17 protein-coding genes are annotated in these 22,337 nt (G+C 45.9%); 12 read left to right on the top strand and 5 right to left on the bottom strand.

Annotated elements, in window-relative coordinates; genetic code table 11:
• Positions 1–121: 121 nt before the first annotated feature.
• Together HRQ85_RS01980 and HRQ85_RS01985 are read right to left on the bottom strand one after the other, a co-directional pair.
• Entirely contained in the window at positions 122–691 is a 570-nt protein-coding gene (locus tag HRQ85_RS01980) for a porin family protein (RefSeq protein WP_052879330.1), read from the bottom strand.
• A 252-nt stretch (positions 692–943) separates the two neighbouring features.
• On the bottom strand, positions 944–1,507 hold the full coding sequence (locus HRQ85_RS01985) for a porin family protein (protein WP_444823264.1): 564 nt from the start codon (positions 1,505–1,507) through the stop codon (positions 944–946).
• Positions 1,508–1,928: 421 nt separating this feature from the next.
• Between HRQ85_RS01985 and HRQ85_RS01990 the strand changes: the two genes are divergently transcribed.
• Together HRQ85_RS01990 and HRQ85_RS01995 are read left to right on the top strand one after the other, a co-directional pair.
• On the top strand, positions 1,929–2,468 hold the full coding sequence (locus HRQ85_RS01990; RefSeq protein ID WP_172378525.1) for a hydrolase: 540 nt from the start codon (positions 1,929–1,931) through the stop codon (positions 2,466–2,468).
• 53 nt (positions 2,469–2,521) lie between these two features.
• Positions 2,522–3,064 carry an AAA family ATPase gene (locus HRQ85_RS01995; protein WP_172378526.1) on the top strand — a complete coding sequence of 181 codons (543 nt, stop codon included), beginning with the start codon at positions 2,522–2,524 and terminating at the stop codon, positions 3,062–3,064.
• Positions 3,065–3,186: 122 nt separating this feature from the next.
• Here the strand turns inward: HRQ85_RS01995 and HRQ85_RS02000 are convergent, their stop codons facing one another.
• A complete protein-coding gene (locus HRQ85_RS02000; protein ID WP_017632021.1) occupies positions 3,187–4,050 on the bottom strand; it encodes a MurR/RpiR family transcriptional regulator in 864 nt (287 codons plus the stop codon).
• Positions 4,051–4,243: 193 nt separating this feature from the next.
• Entirely contained in the window at positions 4,244–5,518 is a 1,275-nt protein-coding gene (locus HRQ85_RS02005) for an amino acid deaminase (protein WP_172378527.1), read from the bottom strand.
• 176 nt (positions 5,519–5,694) lie between these two features.
• On the opposite strand from HRQ85_RS02005, the gene HRQ85_RS02010 reads away from it, so the two are divergent.
• From HRQ85_RS02010 to HRQ85_RS02035, 6 genes are all read left to right on the top strand, one after another.
• Positions 5,695–7,128: an N-acyl-D-amino-acid deacylase family protein gene (locus tag HRQ85_RS02010; RefSeq protein ID WP_172378528.1), complete on the top strand. Its 1,434-nt coding sequence runs from the start codon at positions 5,695–5,697 to the stop codon at positions 7,126–7,128.
• A gap of 102 nt (positions 7,129–7,230) precedes the next feature.
• Positions 7,231–7,623, top strand: a complete 393-nt coding sequence (locus HRQ85_RS02015) for a RidA family protein (protein ID WP_017065166.1) — start codon at positions 7,231–7,233, stop codon at positions 7,621–7,623.
• Positions 7,624–7,829: 206 nt separating this feature from the next.
• Positions 7,830–9,344, top strand: a complete 1,515-nt coding sequence (locus tag HRQ85_RS02020; RefSeq protein ID WP_048610233.1) for a sodium:solute symporter family protein — start codon at positions 7,830–7,832, stop codon at positions 9,342–9,344.
• A gap of 91 nt (positions 9,345–9,435) precedes the next feature.
• Positions 9,436–10,383 carry a sugar kinase gene (locus HRQ85_RS02025; RefSeq protein WP_172378529.1) on the top strand — a complete coding sequence of 316 codons (948 nt, stop codon included), beginning with the start codon at positions 9,436–9,438 and terminating at the stop codon, positions 10,381–10,383.
• A 14-nt stretch (positions 10,384–10,397) separates the two neighbouring features.
• Positions 10,398–11,027, top strand: a complete 630-nt coding sequence (locus tag HRQ85_RS02030) for a bifunctional 4-hydroxy-2-oxoglutarate aldolase/2-dehydro-3-deoxy-phosphogluconate aldolase (RefSeq protein WP_081229197.1) — start codon at positions 10,398–10,400, stop codon at positions 11,025–11,027.
• Positions 11,028–11,135: 108 nt separating this feature from the next.
• Positions 11,136–13,586 carry a family 20 glycosylhydrolase gene (locus tag HRQ85_RS02035; RefSeq protein ID WP_172378530.1) on the top strand — a complete coding sequence of 817 codons (2,451 nt, stop codon included), beginning with the start codon at positions 11,136–11,138 and terminating at the stop codon, positions 13,584–13,586.
• A 119-nt stretch (positions 13,587–13,705) separates the two neighbouring features.
• On the opposite strand, the gene HRQ85_RS02040 is transcribed toward HRQ85_RS02035, so the two are convergent.
• Complete coding sequence (locus HRQ85_RS02040) at positions 13,706–15,769, bottom strand: sensor histidine kinase (protein ID WP_172378531.1); 2,064 nt, start codon at positions 15,767–15,769, stop codon at positions 13,706–13,708.
• A gap of 231 nt (positions 15,770–16,000) precedes the next feature.
• Between HRQ85_RS02040 and HRQ85_RS02045 the strand changes: the two genes are divergently transcribed.
• The 4 genes from HRQ85_RS02045 (at position 16,001) to lhgO (ending at position 22,245) form a co-directional block, all read left to right on the top strand.
• Complete coding sequence (locus HRQ85_RS02045) at positions 16,001–17,341, top strand: sigma-54-dependent transcriptional regulator (RefSeq protein ID WP_172378532.1); 1,341 nt, start codon at positions 16,001–16,003, stop codon at positions 17,339–17,341.
• A gap of 320 nt (positions 17,342–17,661) precedes the next feature.
• Entirely contained in the window at positions 17,662–18,675 is a 1,014-nt protein-coding gene (locus HRQ85_RS02050) for a TAXI family TRAP transporter solute-binding subunit (RefSeq protein ID WP_048610053.1), read from the top strand.
• A gap of 151 nt (positions 18,676–18,826) precedes the next feature.
• Complete coding sequence (locus tag HRQ85_RS02055; protein ID WP_172378533.1) at positions 18,827–21,004, top strand: TRAP transporter permease; 2,178 nt, start codon at positions 18,827–18,829, stop codon at positions 21,002–21,004.
• A gap of 26 nt (positions 21,005–21,030) precedes the next feature.
• Positions 21,031–22,245, top strand: a complete 1,215-nt coding sequence (gene lhgO, locus HRQ85_RS02060) for an L-2-hydroxyglutarate oxidase (protein ID WP_172378534.1) — start codon at positions 21,031–21,033, stop codon at positions 22,243–22,245.
• Positions 22,246–22,337: the final 92 nt, after the last annotated feature.

Below are 22,337 nucleotides of genomic sequence, written 5' to 3' on the forward strand. Positions count from 1 at the left end.
GTGACATGACGCAATAGGGCGTGTAGAAACAAAAAATTCACTTTACTGAGTGACCTTCATGACAAGGTGGAACAGCAAAGTGAATTAGTATGTTCAGCTTATTCTATGTGGTTCAATCACATTAGAAGTTGTATGAACCACCGAAGCTAATGCTGTTGAAGGCAAGTGTTTTGTCTTCTTTATACAAACCGTAGTCGTTCTCTACGCTTACTGCGTCTGCTTGCGAAATTAGACGCAGCGTTAGGTGTTCGATTGGCGTGTATTCAACACCAACACCAAAGTGGAAACCGGTACCGCTATCGTCATCATACAGAGCTGCGTTATTTGCGTTTAGGTCAACAGAGCTTAAACCTGCTAGCACGAATGGACGGATTGTGTTGTCGAACGTATAACCTAGGTTTGCTGACAAAGAAATAGACGTTGGGGACAGTTTTGCCGCTCCCTTTTTGTAGTCTGCGTAATCGTTGTAGCCAAGCTCAACACCAACGATACGGTTGAACTGGTAGCCACCATATAGGTTGTAACCCATGCCGTCTGAATCTAAGCTACCTTGACCGTCTGTATCAGAATCTTGGTACACACCAAGGCCGCCACCGATGTACGCACCGCCGTCAGTACCTGCAGCTAAAGCTGGAAGAGAAACTGCGCTGATTAAACCCAGTGCTAATGCTGATTTTGTTATCTTGTTCATCTTTGTTACTCACTCTGTCATGTCTTCAAATGTGATTGTCGGTCACTGTCGATTTTTAATCGTTGTTGGTTTTTGGCCTCTCGACCGTTGTTGACAATTATCCCTGAGTCTTTTGCTCATTACTGTATGGCTTTGTAAGCTGAATCGTTACATAGATACAAAAATTCACTTTACTGTGCTGCCTTATCACAGGGCAGAGTAGCAAAGTGAATTTGAGCTACTTACTTACGACGTAGTCGTTTGGGGAGAATATTAGAAGTCGTATGAACCACCGAAGCTCACACTGTTGAATGCTAAAGTATCGCTACTGTATGTCTTGCCACCAATCGTATTATCTACACTTACCGCATCAGCCTGAGAAATAGCTCGAAGTGTTAAGTGTTCGATAGGTGAGTATTCAACGCCGACGCCAAAGTGGAAGCCAGTGCCGCTGTCATCGTCAAAACCAGAACCACTACTTGCGTTTAGGTCTACGGAACTCAAACCTGCCAATACGAATGGTCGAATGGTATTGTCGAATGTATAACCGAGGTTTGCTGATACAGAGATAGACGTCGGTGATAGGTCTTCGTAGCTATTTTTGTAGTTTGCGTAATCGTTGTAGCCAAGTTCTACGCCAACGATACGGTTGAATTGGTAACCGCCGTATAGGTTGTAGCCCATGCCGTCTGAATCCAGACTTGGCGCGCCATCAGTATCCGAACCTTGATAGGCACTCAGTCCGCCACCTACGTATGCGCCACCATCGATACCTGCTGCAAAAGTTGGAAGTGAAACTAAACCGATTAAGCCGAGTGCTAATGCTGATTTTTTCATGATAATACCTTGTTTACTCATCCTGTGATGTAAATCACGGTATCTCTGATAATTGATTTATAAAACCCTCGCAAATGAAACCTATTTTTTCATTGATATCGTGATTGTCTTCGGTCCTTGATTTATCAAGGGGTAACAGAGAATTTTTTGGTTATATTGTTTATAAATAAAATTCATATATTGACAAATGGTTAAACTTGCTAAATAAAACGATGTTTTTTAAGGTTGGAATGAGTTCGTATTTATCTAACTAATTGAAAAATAAAACGATGTTTTTTAAGGTTGGAATGAGTTCGTATTTATCTAACTAATTGAAAAATAAAACATAAGAAATATTATATTTGTTCTATTGTAGTATTTATTGCGGTGTTTATTGAGAGTAAAGCAGTACGCTGATTCTAATGATGACAAGGAGAGTTGGATGTTAAACAGAGCAAACACAGGTTTGGTGGTTGTGGACGTGCAAGGTAAGCTCGCACGCCTTGTTGATGACAGCGATGCGCTGATTGCTAATTGCGGAAAGTTGGTTCAAGGAGCGCAGGTTTTGGGTCTGCCAATTATTCGTTTGGAGCAGAATCCAGACAAGCTAGGTGCTACGGTCGACGAGTTGAATGACCTGCTGAGTGATGCTAAGCCGATACCGAAATTTACGTTTAACGCTTGTAACGAGCCCAAGTTTGTTGAGGCGCTTCAAACCAAGGATGTAGAGACTTGGTTGGTGTGTGGTATTGAGGCTCATATTTGTGTCTATCAAACCGCAATGGGGTTGTTAGATCTTGGGTACAAGGTTCAGGTAGTTGGCGATTGTGTTAGCTCGCGAACGGCACTCAACAAGGATCTAGCAATCCGTCGATTAACTGATGCTGGTGTCCAAATAACTGGGTTGGAAATGAGCTTGTACGAGCTAGTGAAAGATTGTCGCGCACCAGAATTCAAGCCGATCTTAGGCTTAATTCGTTAACTTGGGTTTCGTTACGGCCCGATTCGTTAATTTTCCCTTTTGAAGAGGTTTGTTTGAATAATCTAATCGTATTTACCGGTGGTCCGGGCTCAGGAAAAACCTCGGTTATCGAGGCGTTGAAAAGTTGCGGCTATCGCTGCGCACCAGAGGTTGGGCGTAAAGTCATTCAACACCAAGTAGCACGACAAGGGATTGCCTTGCCATGGTTAGATAAAGTGGCTTTTCGTGATGAAATGGTGCGAGAAGAACTAGCCAACTACCAAGCGTTCGAATCGAGTGAACAGCCGGTTTTCTTTGATAGAAGTATCGTTGATTCATACGGTTACAGCTTGTTGGAAGCTTTGCCGATTTCTGAATCTCTGTTGAATCAATGCAATGAGCTTGAATACAACAACAAGGTATTTATCTTCCCGCCATGGGATTCGATTTTCATCAATGACGAAGAACGTAAACAAGATTTCGATGAAGCGATCGCCACTTACGAAAAGATGGTGACAGCCTATAACCAATTCGGTTATCAGCTGGTGGAAGTGCCCAAGTTATCTGTTGAGGACCGAGTCGAGTTTATCTTAGCTTCGTTTAATTCTGGCGAGTGACAGCCTGTAACACATAAGTGAAAAAGCCCCAACAGTATCGACTCGAACGAGTGAATACTGCGGGGCTTTTTAATTCAGATTCTATTTTGATTTAGCTGCGACAAGCTTGGTGTCGGTAACGTTTAATCACCGAGAGGTTGTCGGTCGCCACCACCTCGGTAGGAGTCTAAAGCAACTTTCAAGCGGCGCAGTTTATCGCGCGAGCGGTTCTTATGGTTGACCGCCATACCCATTGAAAGCACATCCACCAATGCCAGCATTGCGTAGCGAGACGCTGATGGTTTGTAGATGAAGTCGGTTTCCATGTGTTTGATTGGCAATACAATATTTGCAATCTTTGCCAGTGGCGTGTCTTGCGGGGTAATCGCGATGATCTTAAGCCCGTATTGCTTTGCTAGCTCGGCGGTTTCGGTGATAACGGGCGTAAAACCTGTTGCGGAAATCATCACCATCACATCATTGGCATCTGCCGTGGCAGCAACCATGCGTGACATTAAGCCATCGTTGTATGACACCACTGGATAGCCTAAACGAAACAGTCGGTGTTGCAGCTCTTGAGAGGCGATAGTCGAGCCACCACCCATGCCGATCGCAATGATCTGTCTGGCGTTGTGCAGCCAGCTGACTGCGGTTTCAACGTCTTGCTCTTTGAATAGAGTGCGGTTGATGTCTAGGCTCTGCTTGATCGATTCGTAGATACCTTGATAGCCCGTTTGGTTTACGGGTTCGAGAATAAAGCGCTGCCCAACCGTTAAGGTTTGAGCAAGCTTGATTTTCATATCACGCACGTTGTTACAGCCGATTGCCTTAGCAAAACGGGTTATCGTGGCTTCACTGACTTGAGCACCTTCAGCAAGCTCTGTGATACTGGCATTGGCTGCAAAATCAATGTCGTCCATGATCAGCTTAGCGACTTTTTTCTCTGCATCACGAAGAGCGGGAAAACGCTCCGTTATCTGTGAAATGATATCTACTTCTAAACTCAAGAATCCTGATCCTTTGTTGATGGGGCTAATCGTTATGACTTAGTTTTCAAAACCTAGCTCGTTAGAACCAAGCTTTTTAGCTTTTTAGTCATAAAGCTTATTAGTCATTGAGCGCTAATCCATTTAAAACTAAGCCTTAGCCCCGTTAGTATATCTGATTGCTTCGCTGATTCTAGCTTATTGAAAAATCGAACTAGAAGCAGGTTTCTACCCAGTGGCTTACCTGATTATCGTCATCGCTGATGGCAATGTAGCGCCATTTGTCGAAAGTTAAACATGGGTGTGAGGTTGAGAACGCAATCATGTCGCCCACTTCAATCTCAGCAGAACCATCAGTTTCAACAAAAGTATGCTGATCCATCACCGCGGTAGCCGTCAGACCTTTTACAGAAATAGCTTCACCATTGCGATAACCGCGTTCGGCAATAGGTAAGCCTGCATCGAAGGCCACGTCACGCTTACCTAGCCCGATCACCAGTTTGGTTGGCTCTGGACGAGAGATAACATACGCCCACACCTCAAGTGCCGATTCTAAGTCACCACCGAGTTCACACGCGTAGCCTTGGTTTACTTGGGCACGTTGCAATACCTTACTTTGTGCGTCTAGGTAGATGCCTGTGTCGTGAATGGCATAACAACCTGGGCGGATAATCGCTAAATAATCCGTTAGGTTTGCCAAGCATTCTGCCACCACGTCATACCAAGCCGAACCTGCACCAGTGATGATAGGTTGACCGGTAATTAAACCGTCTGATGCGAGGCTTTCGACCGAGGTCAGCGCTTGGTTTAAGAAGGTACGAATGTCTTGCTCGGCATTGTCGCCATGAATCACACCCTCATACACCTCAATACCCGCTAGCGAAAGCGCAGGCGTATCTTGGATAATTTGCGCCAGTTCTAGAACTTCTTGAGGTGAACGACAACCACAACGGCCACCCGGAACACCAAACTCGATTAGAACTTTTAGCGTCTGCTTTTTGTTGGAGAAATATTGGTTGAGTTGCTGCACGTTTACTGATGAATCCACACAACAGTAAAAGTCGACATCAAATTCACTGATCAGCTGTTCAACGATCGCCATGTTGGTTTTACCCACCAACTGGTTGGCCATGATGATTTTCTTCGCGCCAGCCATAGCGGCAACTTCTGCCTGTGCAGGCGTTGCTACTGTAATACCCCAAGCGCCATTTTCCAGCTGTTGGCGGAAAAAAGCAGGGGTCATTGATGTTTTGCCATGCGGTGACAATTTAACCTGATGGTGATCGGCGAATGATTGCATCCAATTTAGGTTATTGGTTAAGGCGGATTGTTTGATAATTGCTACCGGAAGCGAAATATCTTCATCAACCAGTCGGTAAATACCGTTCTCAGATTGTGATGCTGCTCTCCCTTTTTGGCCTTTTTCAGTCAAGACAAAACTATCTTTTTGATACTTTATAACATCTTTTTGTGCAGGTTTTTGTTTCATTGCTGATTCCTAACATGATTTAAGTTGTTGTTATTTAACGTTTAAATATATCTTCAATCTACTTTGTGGTAGAAACTATCACACAAATTAAAATATTATGTGTGTTTTGTCACTGAAAATAATCGGCTGGATTCTTAATATAGCTCCATCAACACAGTGGATTGAGAGAGTGAAAAATGTTGTTCGATACGATAATCAAAAATGTAGAGGTGTTTGACGGCACCGGCGAACAATCGTTTTGTGCCGATGTAGCAATCCTTGATGGAAAAATCGCCGAAATTGGTCAAATCGATCACGAAGATTGTGGCCAGTTGGTTGAGGGAGCAGGCTTAGCATTGGCTCCTGGATTTATCGATGTACATACACATGACGATACCAACGTAATTCGTTACCCAGACTGCCTACCTAAGATCAGCCAAGGTGTGACAACCGTGATTGTTGGCAACTGTGGCATCAGCGCATCGCCAACGGTTTTGGCTGGCGATCCACCTGACCCAATGAATCTTTTAGGTGCACAGGCTGATTTTAAATACCCAACTTTTGCGGCGTATGCACAAGCGGTAGAACAAGCTCAACCCGCAGTAAACGTAGCAGCGTTAGTTGGCCACACCACACTGCGTAACCAAGTGATGGACGACCTGCAACGCACCGCAAACGAAGATGAAATTGCAGCGATGCAAAGCAACCTTGATTTAGCGATGGCGCAAGGTGCATTAGGTTTGAGTTCAGGTCTGGCTTACGCAAGTGCGAAACAAGCGAATGCCAACGAAGTGATGCAGTTAGCAAAGGTACTGTCTAGCCACGGCGGCATCTATACCACGCATATGCGTACCGAATTTGAAGAGATCTTAAGCGCGATGGAAGAGGCGTTTGAGACAGGACAATACGCGAAAGTGCCAGTTGTCATCTCTCACCTTAAATGTGCAGGTGCGGGCAACTGGGGCAGAACCGTTGAAGTACTTGATTTGATGGACAAGGTTTCTGAGCACCAAGATGTGTCTTGCGACTGCTACCCATACTCAGCGAGCTCTTCGACATTAGATTTGAAACAGGTGACAGACGATTTCGATATCTTCATCACTTGGTCTAAAGCAAAGCCAGAACATGCCGGCAAAACGCTTAAGCAAATTGCTGATGAGATGAATCTACCGTTGATGGACGCAGCAAAAGCGCTTCAACCAGCAGGTGCAGTATACCACTGCATGGATGAGAACGACGTAAAGCGCGTTTTGAAATACAAGCTGACCATGGTTGGTTCTGATGGTTTGCCAAATGACCCGCATCCGCACCCAAGATTGTGGGGCACCTTCCCGAAAGTATTAGGCCACTACTGCCGAGATGAAAAACTGTTTGCGCTGCCAGAAGCGATTCACAAAATGACCGGAATGTCTGCGAAGCGCTACAACCTCGCGGGAAGAGGTGAGATTCGCCAAGACGCATTTGCCGATTTAGTTTTATTTGATCCAAAGAATATTAAAGACACAGCAACATTTGAAAACCCTATTTCAGTTGCTGAGGGAATCGAAAGTGTATTTGTAAATGGTGAGTTAACTTACCAAAAAGGAAAAGTAAAAAATAATCGTTCAGGCGTTTTTATTTACCGTAATTAGAATTTAATATTTTATTAAATATACAGTAATAAGAAAACGACGAATTAATTTAAATATATTGGATCAGAACCAATATTATCTATAAAGAAGTGGAGTTAAAAAATGACTATTAAACGTTACGGTGTTGAAGGCGGTACAGGTACAGGCGGACAACATTTACCATTTGCACGCGCAACTGAAGCGGGTGGTTTCCTGTACGTTTCTGGCCAGACACCGATGACAGATGGTGAAGTGGTAGAGGGTGGCATTGTTGACCAGTCTCGCCTAGCGATCCAAAACTGTGTCGATATCATGACTGAAGCGGGCTACGGCCTAGAAGACGTAATGCACGTAAAGGTTGTGCTAACGGATTCTCGTTACTTCCAATCTTTTAATAAGGTATTCAAAGAGTTCTTCGGTGCTAACCCACCGGCTCGTATCTGCATGGTCTGTGACCTAGTGGTAGACGTGAAAGTTGAAGTAGATGTGACTTGCTACCGCGCTGATCGCGTTTAGTTATAACCTAATCACAATAACCTACTTAGAGAGTATTAGGGGGTAAGCATCCCTGTTATTATCCTTTAATACTCTCACCCTACATTTATAAAAATTACTTTAATTAAAAATATACAAAACCAATAAAGTAATTATATGAAATATAAAATGAATGAATCATAAATAGAGTTCAGGAATGAACTTAATATTTCACTGAGAGGTGTCAAATGAACAGCACACTTTTTCTTACAGGCTTCGGCGTGTACGTATTATTTTTAATTTGGTTAGGCTGGTTTGTCTCGCGTAATCAAAAATCTGGCGAAGATTTCTTATTAGGCGGCCGTGGCCTGCCACTGTTTTTAGTACTTGGTACAACTGTTGCGACTATGGTCGGCACGGGTTCAAGTATGGGCGCGGTTGGCTTCGGCTACGCAAATGGCTGGGCAGGTGCTCTGTACGGTATTGGTGGCGCTATAGGCATCCTATTGCTAGCCCTTTGGTTTGCTCCGGTTCGTAAACTGAACTTCATGACCATGAGTGAAGAGCTGGCTTACTACGTAGGCGCTAACCGAATCGTGAAAAACGTGGTTGGCCTACTTATCTTTATCGCGTCAATCGGTTGGTTAGGTGCGCACATTCTAGGCGGTGGCATGTACCTAGCGTGGATTGCAGACATCGACCTTAATCTTGCGAAAATCATTATTGCTGCAGCTTTCACTATCTACGTTGTTATCGGTGGTTACACAGCAGTTGTATGGACCGATACTATCCAAGCTATCATCCTTTTTGCTGGCTTCATCTTGATGGCGGTTATGTCTGTGGATCACATTGGTGGCATGGATAACCTTTACGCTGCGATGGACCCTGCTGCTACGAGCTTTTTAGCAATCGATAAACTGGGTATTTTGCCTGCTGTTTCTTTGGCTGTAGTTATCGGTGTGGGTGTACTGGCGACGCCTTCATTCCGTCAACGTATCTACTCAGGCAAAGACGTTAAAACCATTCGTCGCTCATTTGTGGCATCGGGTGTGTTGTACCTCTTCTTCTCAATCATCCCTGCAATCATTGGTATGGCTGCACACGCAATCGACCCATCATTGGATAACCCGAACTACTCGTTCCCTTACGTAGCTGCAACGGTTCTTCCTGTTGGCGTTGGCATGATTGTTCTTATCGCGGGTCTTTCTGCAACCATGTCGAGCGCAAGCTCCGATGCGATTGCGGGCGTGTCTATCCTACTGCGTGACGTCTACGTGATGTTCACAGGCCGCGTACCAAACAAAGAATCAATGTTGAACTACTCTCGTCTAGCTTTGATTGTGGTGATTGGTTTTGCATTGCTGTTCGCATTGACGTCGAACGACATCATTGGCTACATCACTAAGATGATTTCAACGGTAATGTCGGGCATGTTCGTGTGCGGTATGTTGGGTAAATTCTGGAAACGCTACAACTGGCAAGGTGCGCTTGCAACACTAGCGGGTGCTTCTGTGGCTTCATTTGTAGTAATGCTAAACGCTGATTACACGGCTTTCTGGGGCAACCCTGTGATTCCTTCATGTCTGTTTGCTCTAGCAGCAGGTGTGGCTGTGAGCCTATGTACTCCGGCTAACCAAGTAACACCAGAAATGGCGAAAGCGATTCTTGATGATGAGCGTGCTTTGATGGAGATGGAAATGTCTGATTCAGGTGTAATTGAAGAAGACGCTGCACCTCAACGCCCTGCAAATCAAACAAGCTAAACTTAGTCTCCACAACTGGTTTGCTTAATTCAGGCCCTGCTTAACGGTAGGGCCTTTTCTAAAGTCAATTATCTCTATTTTAGGAGCGGCTATGTCGGCATCTTCTCTGTTCAATATTGCTTTCTTCGGCGAATGTATGGTCGAAATAAGCGGCTCTCCATTAACCAAAAAATTTGGCGGTGACACGCTCAATACCGCGCTTTACCTTTCTCGCTTAACCCAACATCAAAACTTGTCCGTTCATTACGCGACGGGTTTAGGTAGCGATGAACTGTCTCAGAACATGATTGATAGTTGGCAGCTAGAAGGTATTCAAACCAATTTCGTCGAACGCATCCCAAACAAGCTGCCCGGTTTATACATGGTCGAAACCGATGAAACGGGTGAGCGACACTTTCACTACTGGCGCAACGATGCGGCAGTAAAATCTTACTTCCATGCTAATGACTTGAATAAGCTTGAAATCGCCCTGACAGAGAAGCAAGTCGACGCGGTTTACATCAGCGGTATCAGTATCGCGATCTTGGATGACGCCTCTCGTGAGCGCCTATTCAAAGCCATTAGCGTGTTCTCAAACCAAGGCGGAAAGGTGATTTTTGATAATAACTATCGCCCGCAACTTTGGAGCACCGAGCAAGCTCGACATTGGTATGCCAAGTTACTGCCGCTGGTGGACATCGCCTTGATTACCGAAGACGACGATCTGCTTGTCTGGGGGAACTCAGAGAGCGTTCAACAACGTTGCCTTCGTTTGGGTTGCCAAGAGATCGTCATCAAACGTGGCTGCGAGCCATGCAAGATTGTTCAAATTGAACAGGACGATATTGTTGAGAATTATGTTTCAGCGACACGTGTTTCTAACGTGGTCGACACCTGCGCGGCGGGCGATTCATTCGCCGCGGGTTATTTGGCAGCTCGCCTTATTGGTGAGAGTGCCACCGACGCAGCCGAACTTGGCCACCAACTGGCTTCAATCGTTATTCAATACTCTGGCGCCATCATCCCCGTGAGCGCTATGAGCCAACTGATTAAAAAATAAAAAGCGGAATTATTATGTCTCAAGAAATGATCAACACACTTAAGCAATTCAAAGTTATCCCTGTTATCCAAATCAACAAGGTTGAACACGCGATTCCACTGGCAAAAGTGTTGGTAGAAAACGGCCTACCCGTTGCTGAAGTGACATTCCGCACTGAAGCGGCAGCAGACGCGATTCGTGCGATGCGCGATGCGTATCCAGAGATGTGTATCGGTGCTGGCACAGTATTAACGCCAGCGCAGATTGACCTAGCGAAAGAGTCGGGCAGCGAATTCATTGTGGCTCCGGGCCTAAACCCAAACACCGTAAAGCGTTGCCAAGAAATCGGTATGCCAATCGTTCCGGGCGTAAACAATCCAAGCCAAGTCGAGCAAGCGCTAGAGCTTGGCCTTAACTTCTTGAAGTTCTTCCCTGCGGAAGCGTCTGGTGGCATCAACATGGTGAAATCTCTGCTAGCGCCATACGTTGATGTGTCTTTAATGCCAACGGGCGGTATCGGAAAACACAACGTTAATGACTACCTAGCCGTGGATCGCGTGGTGTGCTGTGGTGGTACTTGGATGGTATCTCCGAAGATGATCGAGAACGAACAGTGGGACGAGATCGCGGAGTTAGTTCGAGAAGCGGTCGCTCTTGTGAACTAACGACAAGCGTTTGGAATAAAGATAAACAACAGCAGTGGTTGATGGTTCTGTTTTGTGAATTGCCTCCGATAAACAAAACAGAACACCCGTTATATAGGAAAACCAATAATGAAAAAAACTATATTATCCCTATTGATTTCAGGTTCAGTAGTGTCCCCAATGGCGTTAGCAATGGCTCCAAATACCGATCTAAATTTAATGCCGTACCCGCAAACAGTCGAGCTGAAAGCTGGGCAAGTTAAGGTCGACGGTAACTTCAAGGTTTACATCAAAGGCTTTAACTCTGACCGTGTTGAATACACGGCGAAACGCTTTATTGATCGCCTTGAGCGCCAGACGGGTGTTCCGATTCTAAACTGGCAGGTAGATAGTTCAGACCAAGCGAACCTGATCATTGATATCGACGCGGCACCAAAATCTGAAGTACAAAACATTGATTCTGTGGAGTCCTACAAAATTACCACTCAGGGTGATCAAATAACGCTGAGTTCACCAAGCCCATACGGCACAATTCACGGCATCGAAACCCTTTTACAGCTCGTTGAAACGACAGCGACTGGCTACCACATTCCTGCTGTCACGATTGTCGATGAGCCTCGTTTTCGCTGGCGTGGTGTTTCTTACGATACCTCGCGTCACTTCATTGAATTCGATGTGCTGATTCGTCAGTTAGACGCGATGGCATCGGCGAAGATGAACGTGTTCCATTGGCACTTCTGGGACGACCAAGGCATTCGCATTCAAACCGAATCATGGCCGCGTCTGTGGTCTGAAACCGCCGATGGCAATTACTACACCAAAGACCAAGTTCGCTACTTAGTGGAATACGCGCGTAACCTCGGTATTCGTGTGATTCCAGAGGTGTCGCTGCCGGGGCACTCTTCTGCGGTTGCTTATGCTTACCCGCGCCTGATGTCGGGTGGTGAAGGTCAAAGCTATGAGCAAGAGCGTGGTTGGGGCGTGTTTGAACCATTGATGGATCCATTGAATCCAGAGCTCTATGAAATGCTGGGCGATGTGTTTGATGAAGTGACCGAGCTGTTCCCAGATGAATATTTCCATATTGGTGGCGATGAGCCGAACTATGCGCAGTGGAAAAACAGCGAAAAGCACCAACAGTTCATTGAAGAGAATAATATCGATGGTGAGCGTGGCCTGCAGTCTTACCTCAATGTAAAAGTTGAGAAGATGCTCGAAGAGCGCGGTAAGAAGATGACGGGTTGGGATGAGATTTGGCATAAAGATCTGCCGACTTCGATCGTGATTCAAAGCTGGCAAGGGCATGACAGCATTGGCCGTGCGGCAAAAGAGGGCTACCCAGGTATTCTTTCTACCGGTTACTACCTAGACCAACCTCAGCCGACTAGCTATCACTATCGCAATGATCCAATGCCAAGTGGCATCACGGTTGACGATAAGCTGCACAGTGGCGAAAAATTCGTGACTTACCAATGGCAGAAACCTCGTTCTAAAGGCAGCCCACGTAAGGGAACGCTGACCATCATTGAAGCGAAAGACGGTACTTTCCGTGCGTTTAGTGATTACAACGGTAAGTCTCGCGAAGAGATCTACATTCTTGATTATGTGCCTGGTAAAACCTTTGTCGGTCACTTCGATAACTTCATGTCTTATACTGAATTCAACTTGAATCTGAATCCAAATGGGTTTGCTGAAGGCAGTTATCAGTTGATTGGTAACGTGCGCTGGCCAACCACAGGTGAAGTGATTGCGAGCAGTGATGTTGAAGGCAGCGTGATTCCAGAGCCAAATGGCGGTTACCCTGCTGAATTAACAGATAAAGAAAAAGAGCTGATTTTAGGTGGCGAGATCACCATGTGGCTAGAGAACAAAGACAGCCTCACGGTAGAAAACTATCTATGGCCACGTAGTTATGCCATTGCAGAGCGTTTCTGGTCTGATGAAGAACTGACTGACGAACGCAGCATGTACAAGCGCATGAAGGCAATGGACACATGGTCTGAAGTGTCGGTTGGGCTACGTCATCATGCGGATGCCGATATGTTGTTAAAACGCATTGCCAAAGGCCAAGATATTCACGACCTGCGCGTGCTAGCCAAGTACACCGAGCCAGCACAGTACTACGCACGTAACTGGGAGAAGTGGAACTCTACTGAACCTAAGGGCACTTTATACAGCCAATACGAGCGCTTAAACCGCTTCGTTGATGCGCTACCTGTGGAAAGCTACGCCGTGTATGAGATGCAAGACTTAGTCAATGAAGTGGCGACGGGTAATCAACAAGCGCTTGAGCAACTTGCAGGGCATTATCAGCAAGCTAAATCGGCTGCATTTGCCGCTGAAGCAATCTTCGCTGGTAACGTGTCTTCGGTCGATAGCGTGGTGGTTGCAGAGAAAACCGTTGAAGTCGCAGATTTAGCGTTAACCTTGATTGCTAAAGCACAAGCAGGCGAGAAAGTAAGAGCAGCAGACGTGAATGCCTATCAAGCGATACTGTCTGATTCGGCGAAAATCTACGACGAATCGATCATCGCGATTGTTCGCCCAACAGAGCTACTGTTGAAGCAGTTGGCTGAGTAAGCCTTTAACTGATGAACTGATAAGTCACACACCAATAAGTGAATCAAAACCGCCCTCTGTGGGCGGTTTTTTAGTTCTGGTTTCTTTGTGAGGTGTAATGTAATGCTTTTTGTTAGTGATTACTTACTATCTATATTCTTCAGCGTTAACGTGAATGTCATGCCTTGGTCTGAGTTGTTCTTCGCTATCAAGGTACCTTGCATATCGCGCACGTTGTTTGCGGTGATGGCTAACCCCAGCCCCAAACCTTCGCCCATTTTTTTGTTGGTATGAAACGGTTCGAAAATGGTTTCGAGTTGGTCTTCTGATACACCGCAGCCATTGTCTTGCACCTTGATAATCACACGTTGTTGATCGGCATGTGCACTGATAACAATGGTCGCGGGTGTTTGATTCTGAGTCGCATCTAAAGCGTTTCTAAGTAGGTTACCAAGCACTTGGCGCAGTCTAGCCTCTTCTCCCATCACCATCGAAATATTAGAGGCGACACGCACGCGGATATCGACGTTGTCTAACTCTGCTTGGTGAATACGTAGGGTTTCTTGCAGTGCTTCGGTGAGTGAAACTGGATATGGCTTTTCTAGTCTTTGAAAGGCGAATGACTTCAATTGGCTAGTCATGTTAGCCATTCGGTCGATGAGGCTCATCACGAGATCCATGTTCGCTTTCAGCATCTTAGTCTCGCCTCTTTCCATCAGTAATTGATTACTTGAAAGCAGGGTTTTTAGGCCGGTAAGAGGTTGATTTAACTCATGAGTAATCGCACTCGACATCCGTCCTAGTGCAGCCAATTTGCTAGATTCGACCAGTTCTTGCTGCGCATCTTTTAGATCTTGAGTTCGCTCTTCGACTCGCAGCTGCAGCGTTTTATTGGCGTTTTGCACCGCAATTTCGGCTTTCTTACGTTTGCTGATATCGATTACGGTACACAGGTAGTAAGTCGTCGCATGCCAAGGAAAGGCGCTAATAGAGAATAAAACAGGGAAGTAACTGCCATCACTGCGTCTTGCCATGGTTTCGACGCTGGTGATCTCGGCCAGTTCTTGATGCTGTTCTAAGTTCTTGAGCAGCTGCAAGGTGGTTGAATTCGGGTTACCTGCCTCAAATAACTGCCACGCCTTGATGTTATTGATCATCGAATCGGACAAGGAAAAGTAGTTCTTCGCCATCAGGTTGATATCGTGAATGCGTCCGTGTTTATCGATCAGTATTAACCCAACATGGGTTTTATTGATCATCCCAGACAGTCGTTTTTCCGACTCTTCGATGAGCTTTTGGATTCGCAGATTACTGAGCTTTTTCTGACGTCTTTGATAAAGAATAACCAGCAACAGCAGAATGAAAAGACAGCCAACCGCAACACTCCAGCTGATCCAGTTAGTGGTCTGGTTGAGGTTAGTTAATGGTGTTAGATAGGTTAAACGCCAATTAAGGTCATCTAACTTGATTGACTGAATCAAGTAATCTTTATCTTGCAGTCGCCACACGCGAATATGGGTTTGGTCGTACAGCTCGCGTTTTGTCGTGCTTGGTTGTGAGTTGAACGTGTCGTTGAACCAGTCAGCGCTCAGTCGTTTATCACTCGACAGAAAGAACTGATCGCGAGGGTTCTGGAACAGGATCGCTTCACCATCAGCAAACCATTGATCGGTTAATAATGACAAATCGATTTGCACCGCGACAATACCGACCACATCGGAGGCTCGATAAACGGGCGCGGCAATAAAGTAATCGGGTGTCACGCCTTTATTTTTGGTCACTACAGAGATAGCACCACCTTGCTGGTGGATTTTAGACACAATCGTGCTGGCGTTCTTTTTGCTCAGCTTGCTTCTTTCTACACTCGATACTAACAACTCGCCTTTGCCTGAAAGCAGATACCAGCCCTTGGTGTTGGCCGCTTTATCCAGTTGAATCAGCTGTTTCTTGATACGTTTTTCGAGTTGTTGTTCACCATCAATGAAACGGACACTGGTCTCATCGTTGGTCACCAGATAGGGCAAATAATAGAAACGTTTAAGCGTGCGCCTTGCTTCGGCAATGTATCCAAGAAAGCGTTGTTCCGCATAACGTTGCGCTTGTTCAAGCTTCCATTGGCTGATTCCATTCTTCGTGGCTACCTGCACTAAACCAATCAATAAACAAGCACACAGGAATAACCAATATCGATTGTTACTAACCATTCTTGATTAAATCCTTTTAAAGTTAGTGAGTTGCCTCTTTGAAATCAGCGAGGTGCGAAGTTTCGCTGCTTCACGACTTGGAAGGTGAAGTGTGGGACAAATCGAAGCTAACAAACATTATAAAACTGTTAAAGGAGTGTTATTCAAAGTGGGAGCTAGCTCCTTTTCGTCTGCGGTTTTTTTACATACCGTGGACGATATTAATCAGATGTAGAGTGGCGGAACCAAACTATGCAGCGTATTGCTTTAATTGAAGATGACGCGATTGTGCGTCAAGCAACCAGCCAATGGTTGCAGCTGGCGGGCTTCGATGTCACCGCATTTGAATTAGGACAAGATGCGTTAAACGCCGTAGAGCAGGGCGATTTTCAAACCATTATCACTGATGTTCGTTTACCTGATATTGATGGTGTTGAACTGCTAGGGCGTTTCAAAAGTCTTGTGCCAGAGGTGCCTGTTATTTTGATTACTGGACATGGCGATGTAGACATGGCCGTCAAGGCCTTACAGCAAGGTGCCTATGACTTCATTGAGAAGCCATTCGATCCAGAGCGTTTGTCTCAAACGGTATCTGAAGCGGTCGACAAACATCAAAGTGGCCAAGACAGAATCAGTCGCCAAAGCTATCTAGATAATTTGAAAGGCATTGAACAGGTGCTGATCGGTCGCAGTAAAGTGATGTGTGAACTGCGAGAGCAAATCCAGAAAGTGGCTTCAATAGACACCAACGTGATTATCTATGGTGAAACCGGCTGTGGTAAGGAGCTAGTCGCCTCTTGCTTACATGAATTCAGCCAACGTAAAACCCATCCGTTTGTGCCGCTCAACTGTGGTGCGATTCCTGAAAACTTGTTCGAAAGCGAGCTGTTTGGTCACGAAGCTGGGGCATTTACTGGCGCTGCTAAGAGGCGTATTGGTAAGCTTGAGTTTGCCGACAAAGGCACCGTGTTCCTTGATGAAATTGAAAGCATGCCGCTGTCGATGCAAGTCAAAGTGCTGCGTACTCTGCAAGATAATATCGTGGAACGCGTCGGCGGTAATCAGCAACAAAACGTCGACCTGCGAGTTGTGTCTGCCTCGAAAAGCGATCTACTGAATCACCCCGACTTTCGCCAAGATCTTTTCTATCGTTTGAACGTTGCACAGCTGCATTTACCTCCACTCAGTGATCGCGAAGAAGATACCTTGCTTTTGTTTGAACACTTCACCCAAGAAGCGAACAGTGAAACTCGAATCGCCAGTGAGGCCGATCGTTATGCCTTGTTGTCGTATGCATGGCCGGGCAATGTACGTGAGCTGCGTAATGTGGCGATTCGTTTTGCACTGGATGAAAGCCTCACTGTTGGCGATATTTTGGCGTGTCGACCTAACTCAGTAACAGAATCAACCACGGCAGGCATCCCATTGGCGGTTCAGGTTCAGAGCTTTGAGCGAAAAGTGATTCATGATGCGCTAGTGCGTTATCAAGGGCGCATCAATGATGTGATGCAAGACTTGGATTTACCCCGCCGAACATTGAATCAAAAAATGGTGCGCTATGCGTTAAACCGAAGCGATTATGTCGATTCGTAAGTGATGACGAGATGAGAGGAGCTGTCTAAATCAATGAGCAAAAAATGGCTCACCTCATATTTGTTACTTTATAAATATTGATCACATAAATACGATGCAGTGTGACTTAGCTATCTTTAAATAGATGTTAAAGCTTGCTTTGGATAAGCAAAAAATAGCTCATCCAATAGCGACTAAATAAGCAAGAAATGGCTCACTATAAGTGATTTTTAAAATAAATATCAACTAAAACAAATGGTTAAAAACTGGCATTGCGCTTGCTATCTAGCAATTGTTGTTAACAAAAATATAACGTGAATAACTCTACATGGAGAGTAACAATGAAATACAACAAGCTAGTTAAAACTTTAGCAATCGCAATGGCCTCTATTGGCCTTATCAGTAACGCCTCAGCTCAAGAAGATCGCAGCTACATTTTAGCGACGGCTTCAACGGGCGGTACTTACTATCCAGTGGGTGTGGCTTTAGCGACATTGAGCAAAGTTAAGCTTGCGCCAAAGCAGCACTTTTCTTTGGCGGCGATCAGTTCTGCAGGATCGGGCGAGAACGTGAAACTTCTCAATGAGAACGAGGCACAGTTTGCCATTCTACAAGGTCTGTATGGTGCATGGGCGTGGCAAGGGCTTGGTCCATATGAGAAGTCAGGCAGTCAAAAACAACTGCGTTCAGTCTCAATGCTATGGCAAAACGTGGAACACTTTATTGTGCGCTCTGATCTGACAGAAACGGGCACCATGAGTGATTTAGAAAATCTAAACGGCAAAAAATTCTCTATCGGTAAGAAGAACTCAGGTACAGAGAATTCAGGACGCCAGATCATGCAAGGCCTGTCGGTTAACCCAGAACAATTTAAACTCGCCTTTATGGGTTACGGCGGCAGTGCTAGCGCACTACAAAATGGCACTATCGATGGCATGAATACGCCCGCTGGCGTGCCTGTTGGTGCGGTAACTCAAGCGTTTGCAGCCTTGGGTGAAGACATTCAAATCCTGTCATTTACCGATGCGCAAATCAAACAAGCGAACGGTGATTACAATATCTGGACCAAGTACGAGATCCCTGCTAACACTTACCCAGGTGTTGATAAGCCGATCACCACTATTGCTCAACCCAACTTCCTAGCGGTTCGTGAAGACATCTCTGAAGAAGACGTGTACCAGCTGACCAAAGCTATCTACGAAAACCTACCTTTCCTACAAGGTATCCACAAAGCAACCAAAGCAATGGCTCTCGAGAAAGGGATCGCAGGTCTGCCTGTTCCACTTCACCCGGGCGCTGCACGTTACTACCAAGAAGTGGGTATCGATGTCCCTTCTGAGTTGATCGTCAACTAACGGTTTCGACAACTAACCGTCTTCGTCAATTCAAAAAACACCCTTCGTAACTAAATTGCTAGGTGCGCGTTCATATTGTGAATGTGTTCGTGCACCTGCTTACTTTATGGATTTTCTCTGCGCATTTCGCTGTGGAGAGCAGGAGTTTTCTATGAGCGATTCGCTGCAGCAGGAACTGAAAAAATTTGAACTGCCGACCCGAACGGATTTTCCGTGGGTAGGCAAAGCGATAACGACAATGGGAGTGATACTCTCTCTATTACACATTTGGTTTAACACCTTATCTACCTTGCCAGAACTTTGGATCTCGGCGACCCACTTTGCCGGTTTCGCGATCATTTGTGCGCTTTGGTATCCCGCCCATATCTCACTAAAAAAAAGCAAAATTGCTTTGGCAGTGGACATCGGGATCGCTTTGGCGGCTCTGGCTTGTCTTATCTATATCCCCTTTGCAGAAGATGCCTTGTATGAGCGAGGCGTGAAGTTTGTCGCCAGTGATTGGTTCTTTTCTATCTTGGCGATTGCTATCGTTATTGAGCTAATTCGTCGCACCATGGGTTGGTTTATTCCGGTGCTTATTTTGGTGTGTTTGAGCTATGTGGTGCTGTGGGGGCAATGGACCAGTGGCATCTTCCATTTCCCAGGTTTGAGCCTTGAAACACTGCTTTATCGAAGCTTTTACTCATCAGAAGGGATGTTTGGTTCTATCTCAAGAATCAGCTGGACGTTCGTGTTTATGTTCATCCTATTTGGCGCATTCTTAGTGCGTTCGGGTGTCGGTGATTACATCATTGATGTGTCTCGCGCAGCGGCAGGCAAAGTGATAGGTGGCCCCGGCTTCATCGCGGTAATAGGCTCTGGCTTGATGGGCTCAGTGTCTGGTTCGAGCGTAGCAAACACCGTATCGACGGGCGTGATCAGTATTCCCTTGATGCAAAAGGCGGGCTTCCCTTCGCGTTTCGCAGCGGGTGTTGAAGCGGCAGCATCGACGGGCGGGCAGTTGATGCCACCAGTGATGGGTGCGGGTGCGTTTATTATGGCGTCTTACACGCAGATCCCTTATGTCGACATCATTGCGGTTTCCTTCTTACCTGCGCTTATCTACTTTTTGTCTGTGGCATTCTTCGTGCGCATCGAAGCAAAACGCAGTGGTGTGCAAAAGGTGACTTCTGGCTGTGAACCTCTATTGAAAGTATTGCTGTCGGGTTGGCATAACCTGATCCCGTTAGCGGTGTTGGTGACTCTGTTGGTGAAGGGCTTCACGCCGACTTACGCAGCGGGTATCTCGATCCTGTCTGTCGTCGTAGCCTCATGGTTCTCTAAAAATCACAAAATGGGTCCAAAGGCGATCATCGAAGCGCTTTCTCAAGGTGCGAAAAACATGGCGACTACGGCGGTGTTGTTGGTGGGTATTGGCCTTGTTATTAACGTTATCAGCACCACCGGAATTGGTAACACCTTCTCTTTGATGATCAACAGCTGGGCGAACGGCGACTTGCTAGTCATGATTGCCTTGATCGCACTGGCGTCTTTAATTTTAGGTATGGGCTTGCCGGTAACCGCGGCTTATATCGTTTTGGGCACACTCTCGGCTCCGGCTTTGTACAAGTTGATTGCTGAAAGCCAATTGCTTGACCTGTTGGTTTCGGGTCAGTTACCTGAACAGGCGAAAGCCATCTTCATGCTGGCGGCACCAGACAAGTTAGACTTGCTGAGTGCGCCAATGGCACTCGAAACAGCCAAAGAGATGATTGCGTTAGTCCCTGCAGATTTTGTCGAAACCCTGCTTGAGCAAAGCTTAGGCTTGGAAGCGATCAGCCTTGCGCTGCTGTCTGCACATTTGATCATCTTCTGGTTATCGCAAGACAGCAACGTAACCCCACCTGTTTGTTTAACGGCGTTTGCAGCTGCGACCATTGCGAAAACCCCACCGATGAGAACCGGCTTAATGGCATGGAAGATAGCCAAAGGCTTGTATTTGGTGCCATTGCTGATTGCTTACACCAACTTGGTAAGTTGGGATGTGACCTCCGTTTTGGTTACGGGTGGCTTTGCTATTATCGGTACGTATGCGTTTATCGCAGCGATTGAAGGTTACTTAGAAAGTGAAATCAATCTCGCTCTTCGAGTCGTGTTGATTGCACTGGGTGTCGCTTTGGTTTGGCCTGATGTGTCAATTGTGATTCGCTTGGTTTGTGTGGCTCTATTTGTGAGCATCTTCATCTACAGCGGTCGTAAATACGACATCAACCAAGTGAAAAAGGAATCGGAAGATGAGCAAGAATCTTTGCCTCAAACCGAGTCTGACACTGTCGCGTCTTCCCTATAATTAAAAGGATTGAATGTAGGAATATTATGAACTCAATATACGACTATATTATCGTTGGTGGCGGCATTGTTGGCGTGTCGACGGCATGGCAATTACAGCAAGCTCACCCTGATAAAAGTATCCTTTTAGTCGAAAAGGAACGTGGCTTTGCACTGCACCAAACTGGCCATAATAGCGGGGTGATTCATGCTGGTGTTTACTACGCTCCGGGCAGTTTAAAGGCCGATTTTTGTAAACGTGGCGTAGAGCGCACCATCGCCTTTTGTAGCCAACACGATATCCCCGTCGAAAACTGCGGTAAGTTGTTGGTCGCGACCAATGAGCAAGAAGTCGAGCGAATGAATGCGCTCTATCAGCGTTGCCACGATAACGATATTGATGTCGATTTGTTGGATCAAGCTCAGCTCAAACTTGCCGAGCCAAACATCACGGGTTTGGGTGCGATTTATGTCAAAACCACCAGTATCGTCGACTACAAAAAAGTCACTGAAGTGATGGCTCAAGAGTTTGTTGAAGCGGGTGGCAAACTTAGCCTTGGCACTGAAGTGATCTTGGCCGATGAGCAAGAAGATGAGGTGCAGTTAACGTGTAAAGTCGATGGTCAGACTCTACAACTCAATAGCCGATTCTTGATCACTTGTTCTGGTTTGATGGCCGATAGAATGACCAGCATGCTTGGCATTGAAACCGACTTCCAAATCGTCCCATATCGCGGTGAATATTATCAGTTAGACGCCAAACACAACCAAGTGGTGAATCATCTTATCTACCCTATCCCTGACCCAGAGCTGCCTTTCTTGGGCGTGCATTTAACACGCATGATTGATGGCTCCGTAACAGTAGGGCCAAATGCAGTTCAAGGTTGGAAGCGAGAAGGTTATGGTAGGCTTAACTTTAGTTTCAAGGACACTTGGCAGATGCTGAGTTTTGCGGGCTTTTGGAAAGTGACTGCGAATAATCTAAAAACCGGTTTGGTCGAGTTTAAAAACTCCTGGTGGAAGCCGGGTTATCTAAAGCTAGTGAACAAATATTGCCCGAGCATTACGGTGTCAGATTTCAAACCTTATCCAGCAGGCATTCGTGCCCAAGCAGTCCTCAAAGATGGCACCTTGGTTCATGATTTTCTGTTTGCCGAAAGCTCAAGAAGCTTGCACGTGTGCAATGCGCCATCACCAGCGGCGACCTCTGCAATGCCGATTGGTGAGTACATTTGTGGCAAGGTAATGAAAAAGACGGCTTGATGATAACTAAGGGTCATTAAGTTGAGATGCTCTCCGAAGACAATAAAAAATCCGCAAGCTCCAATCTGTTTATGATCGTGGGCTTGCGGATT

Source organism: Vibrio sp. Vb339 (assembly GCF_902751245.1).
Lineage (GTDB): Bacteria > Pseudomonadota > Gammaproteobacteria > Enterobacterales > Vibrionaceae > Vibrio > Vibrio coralliirubri.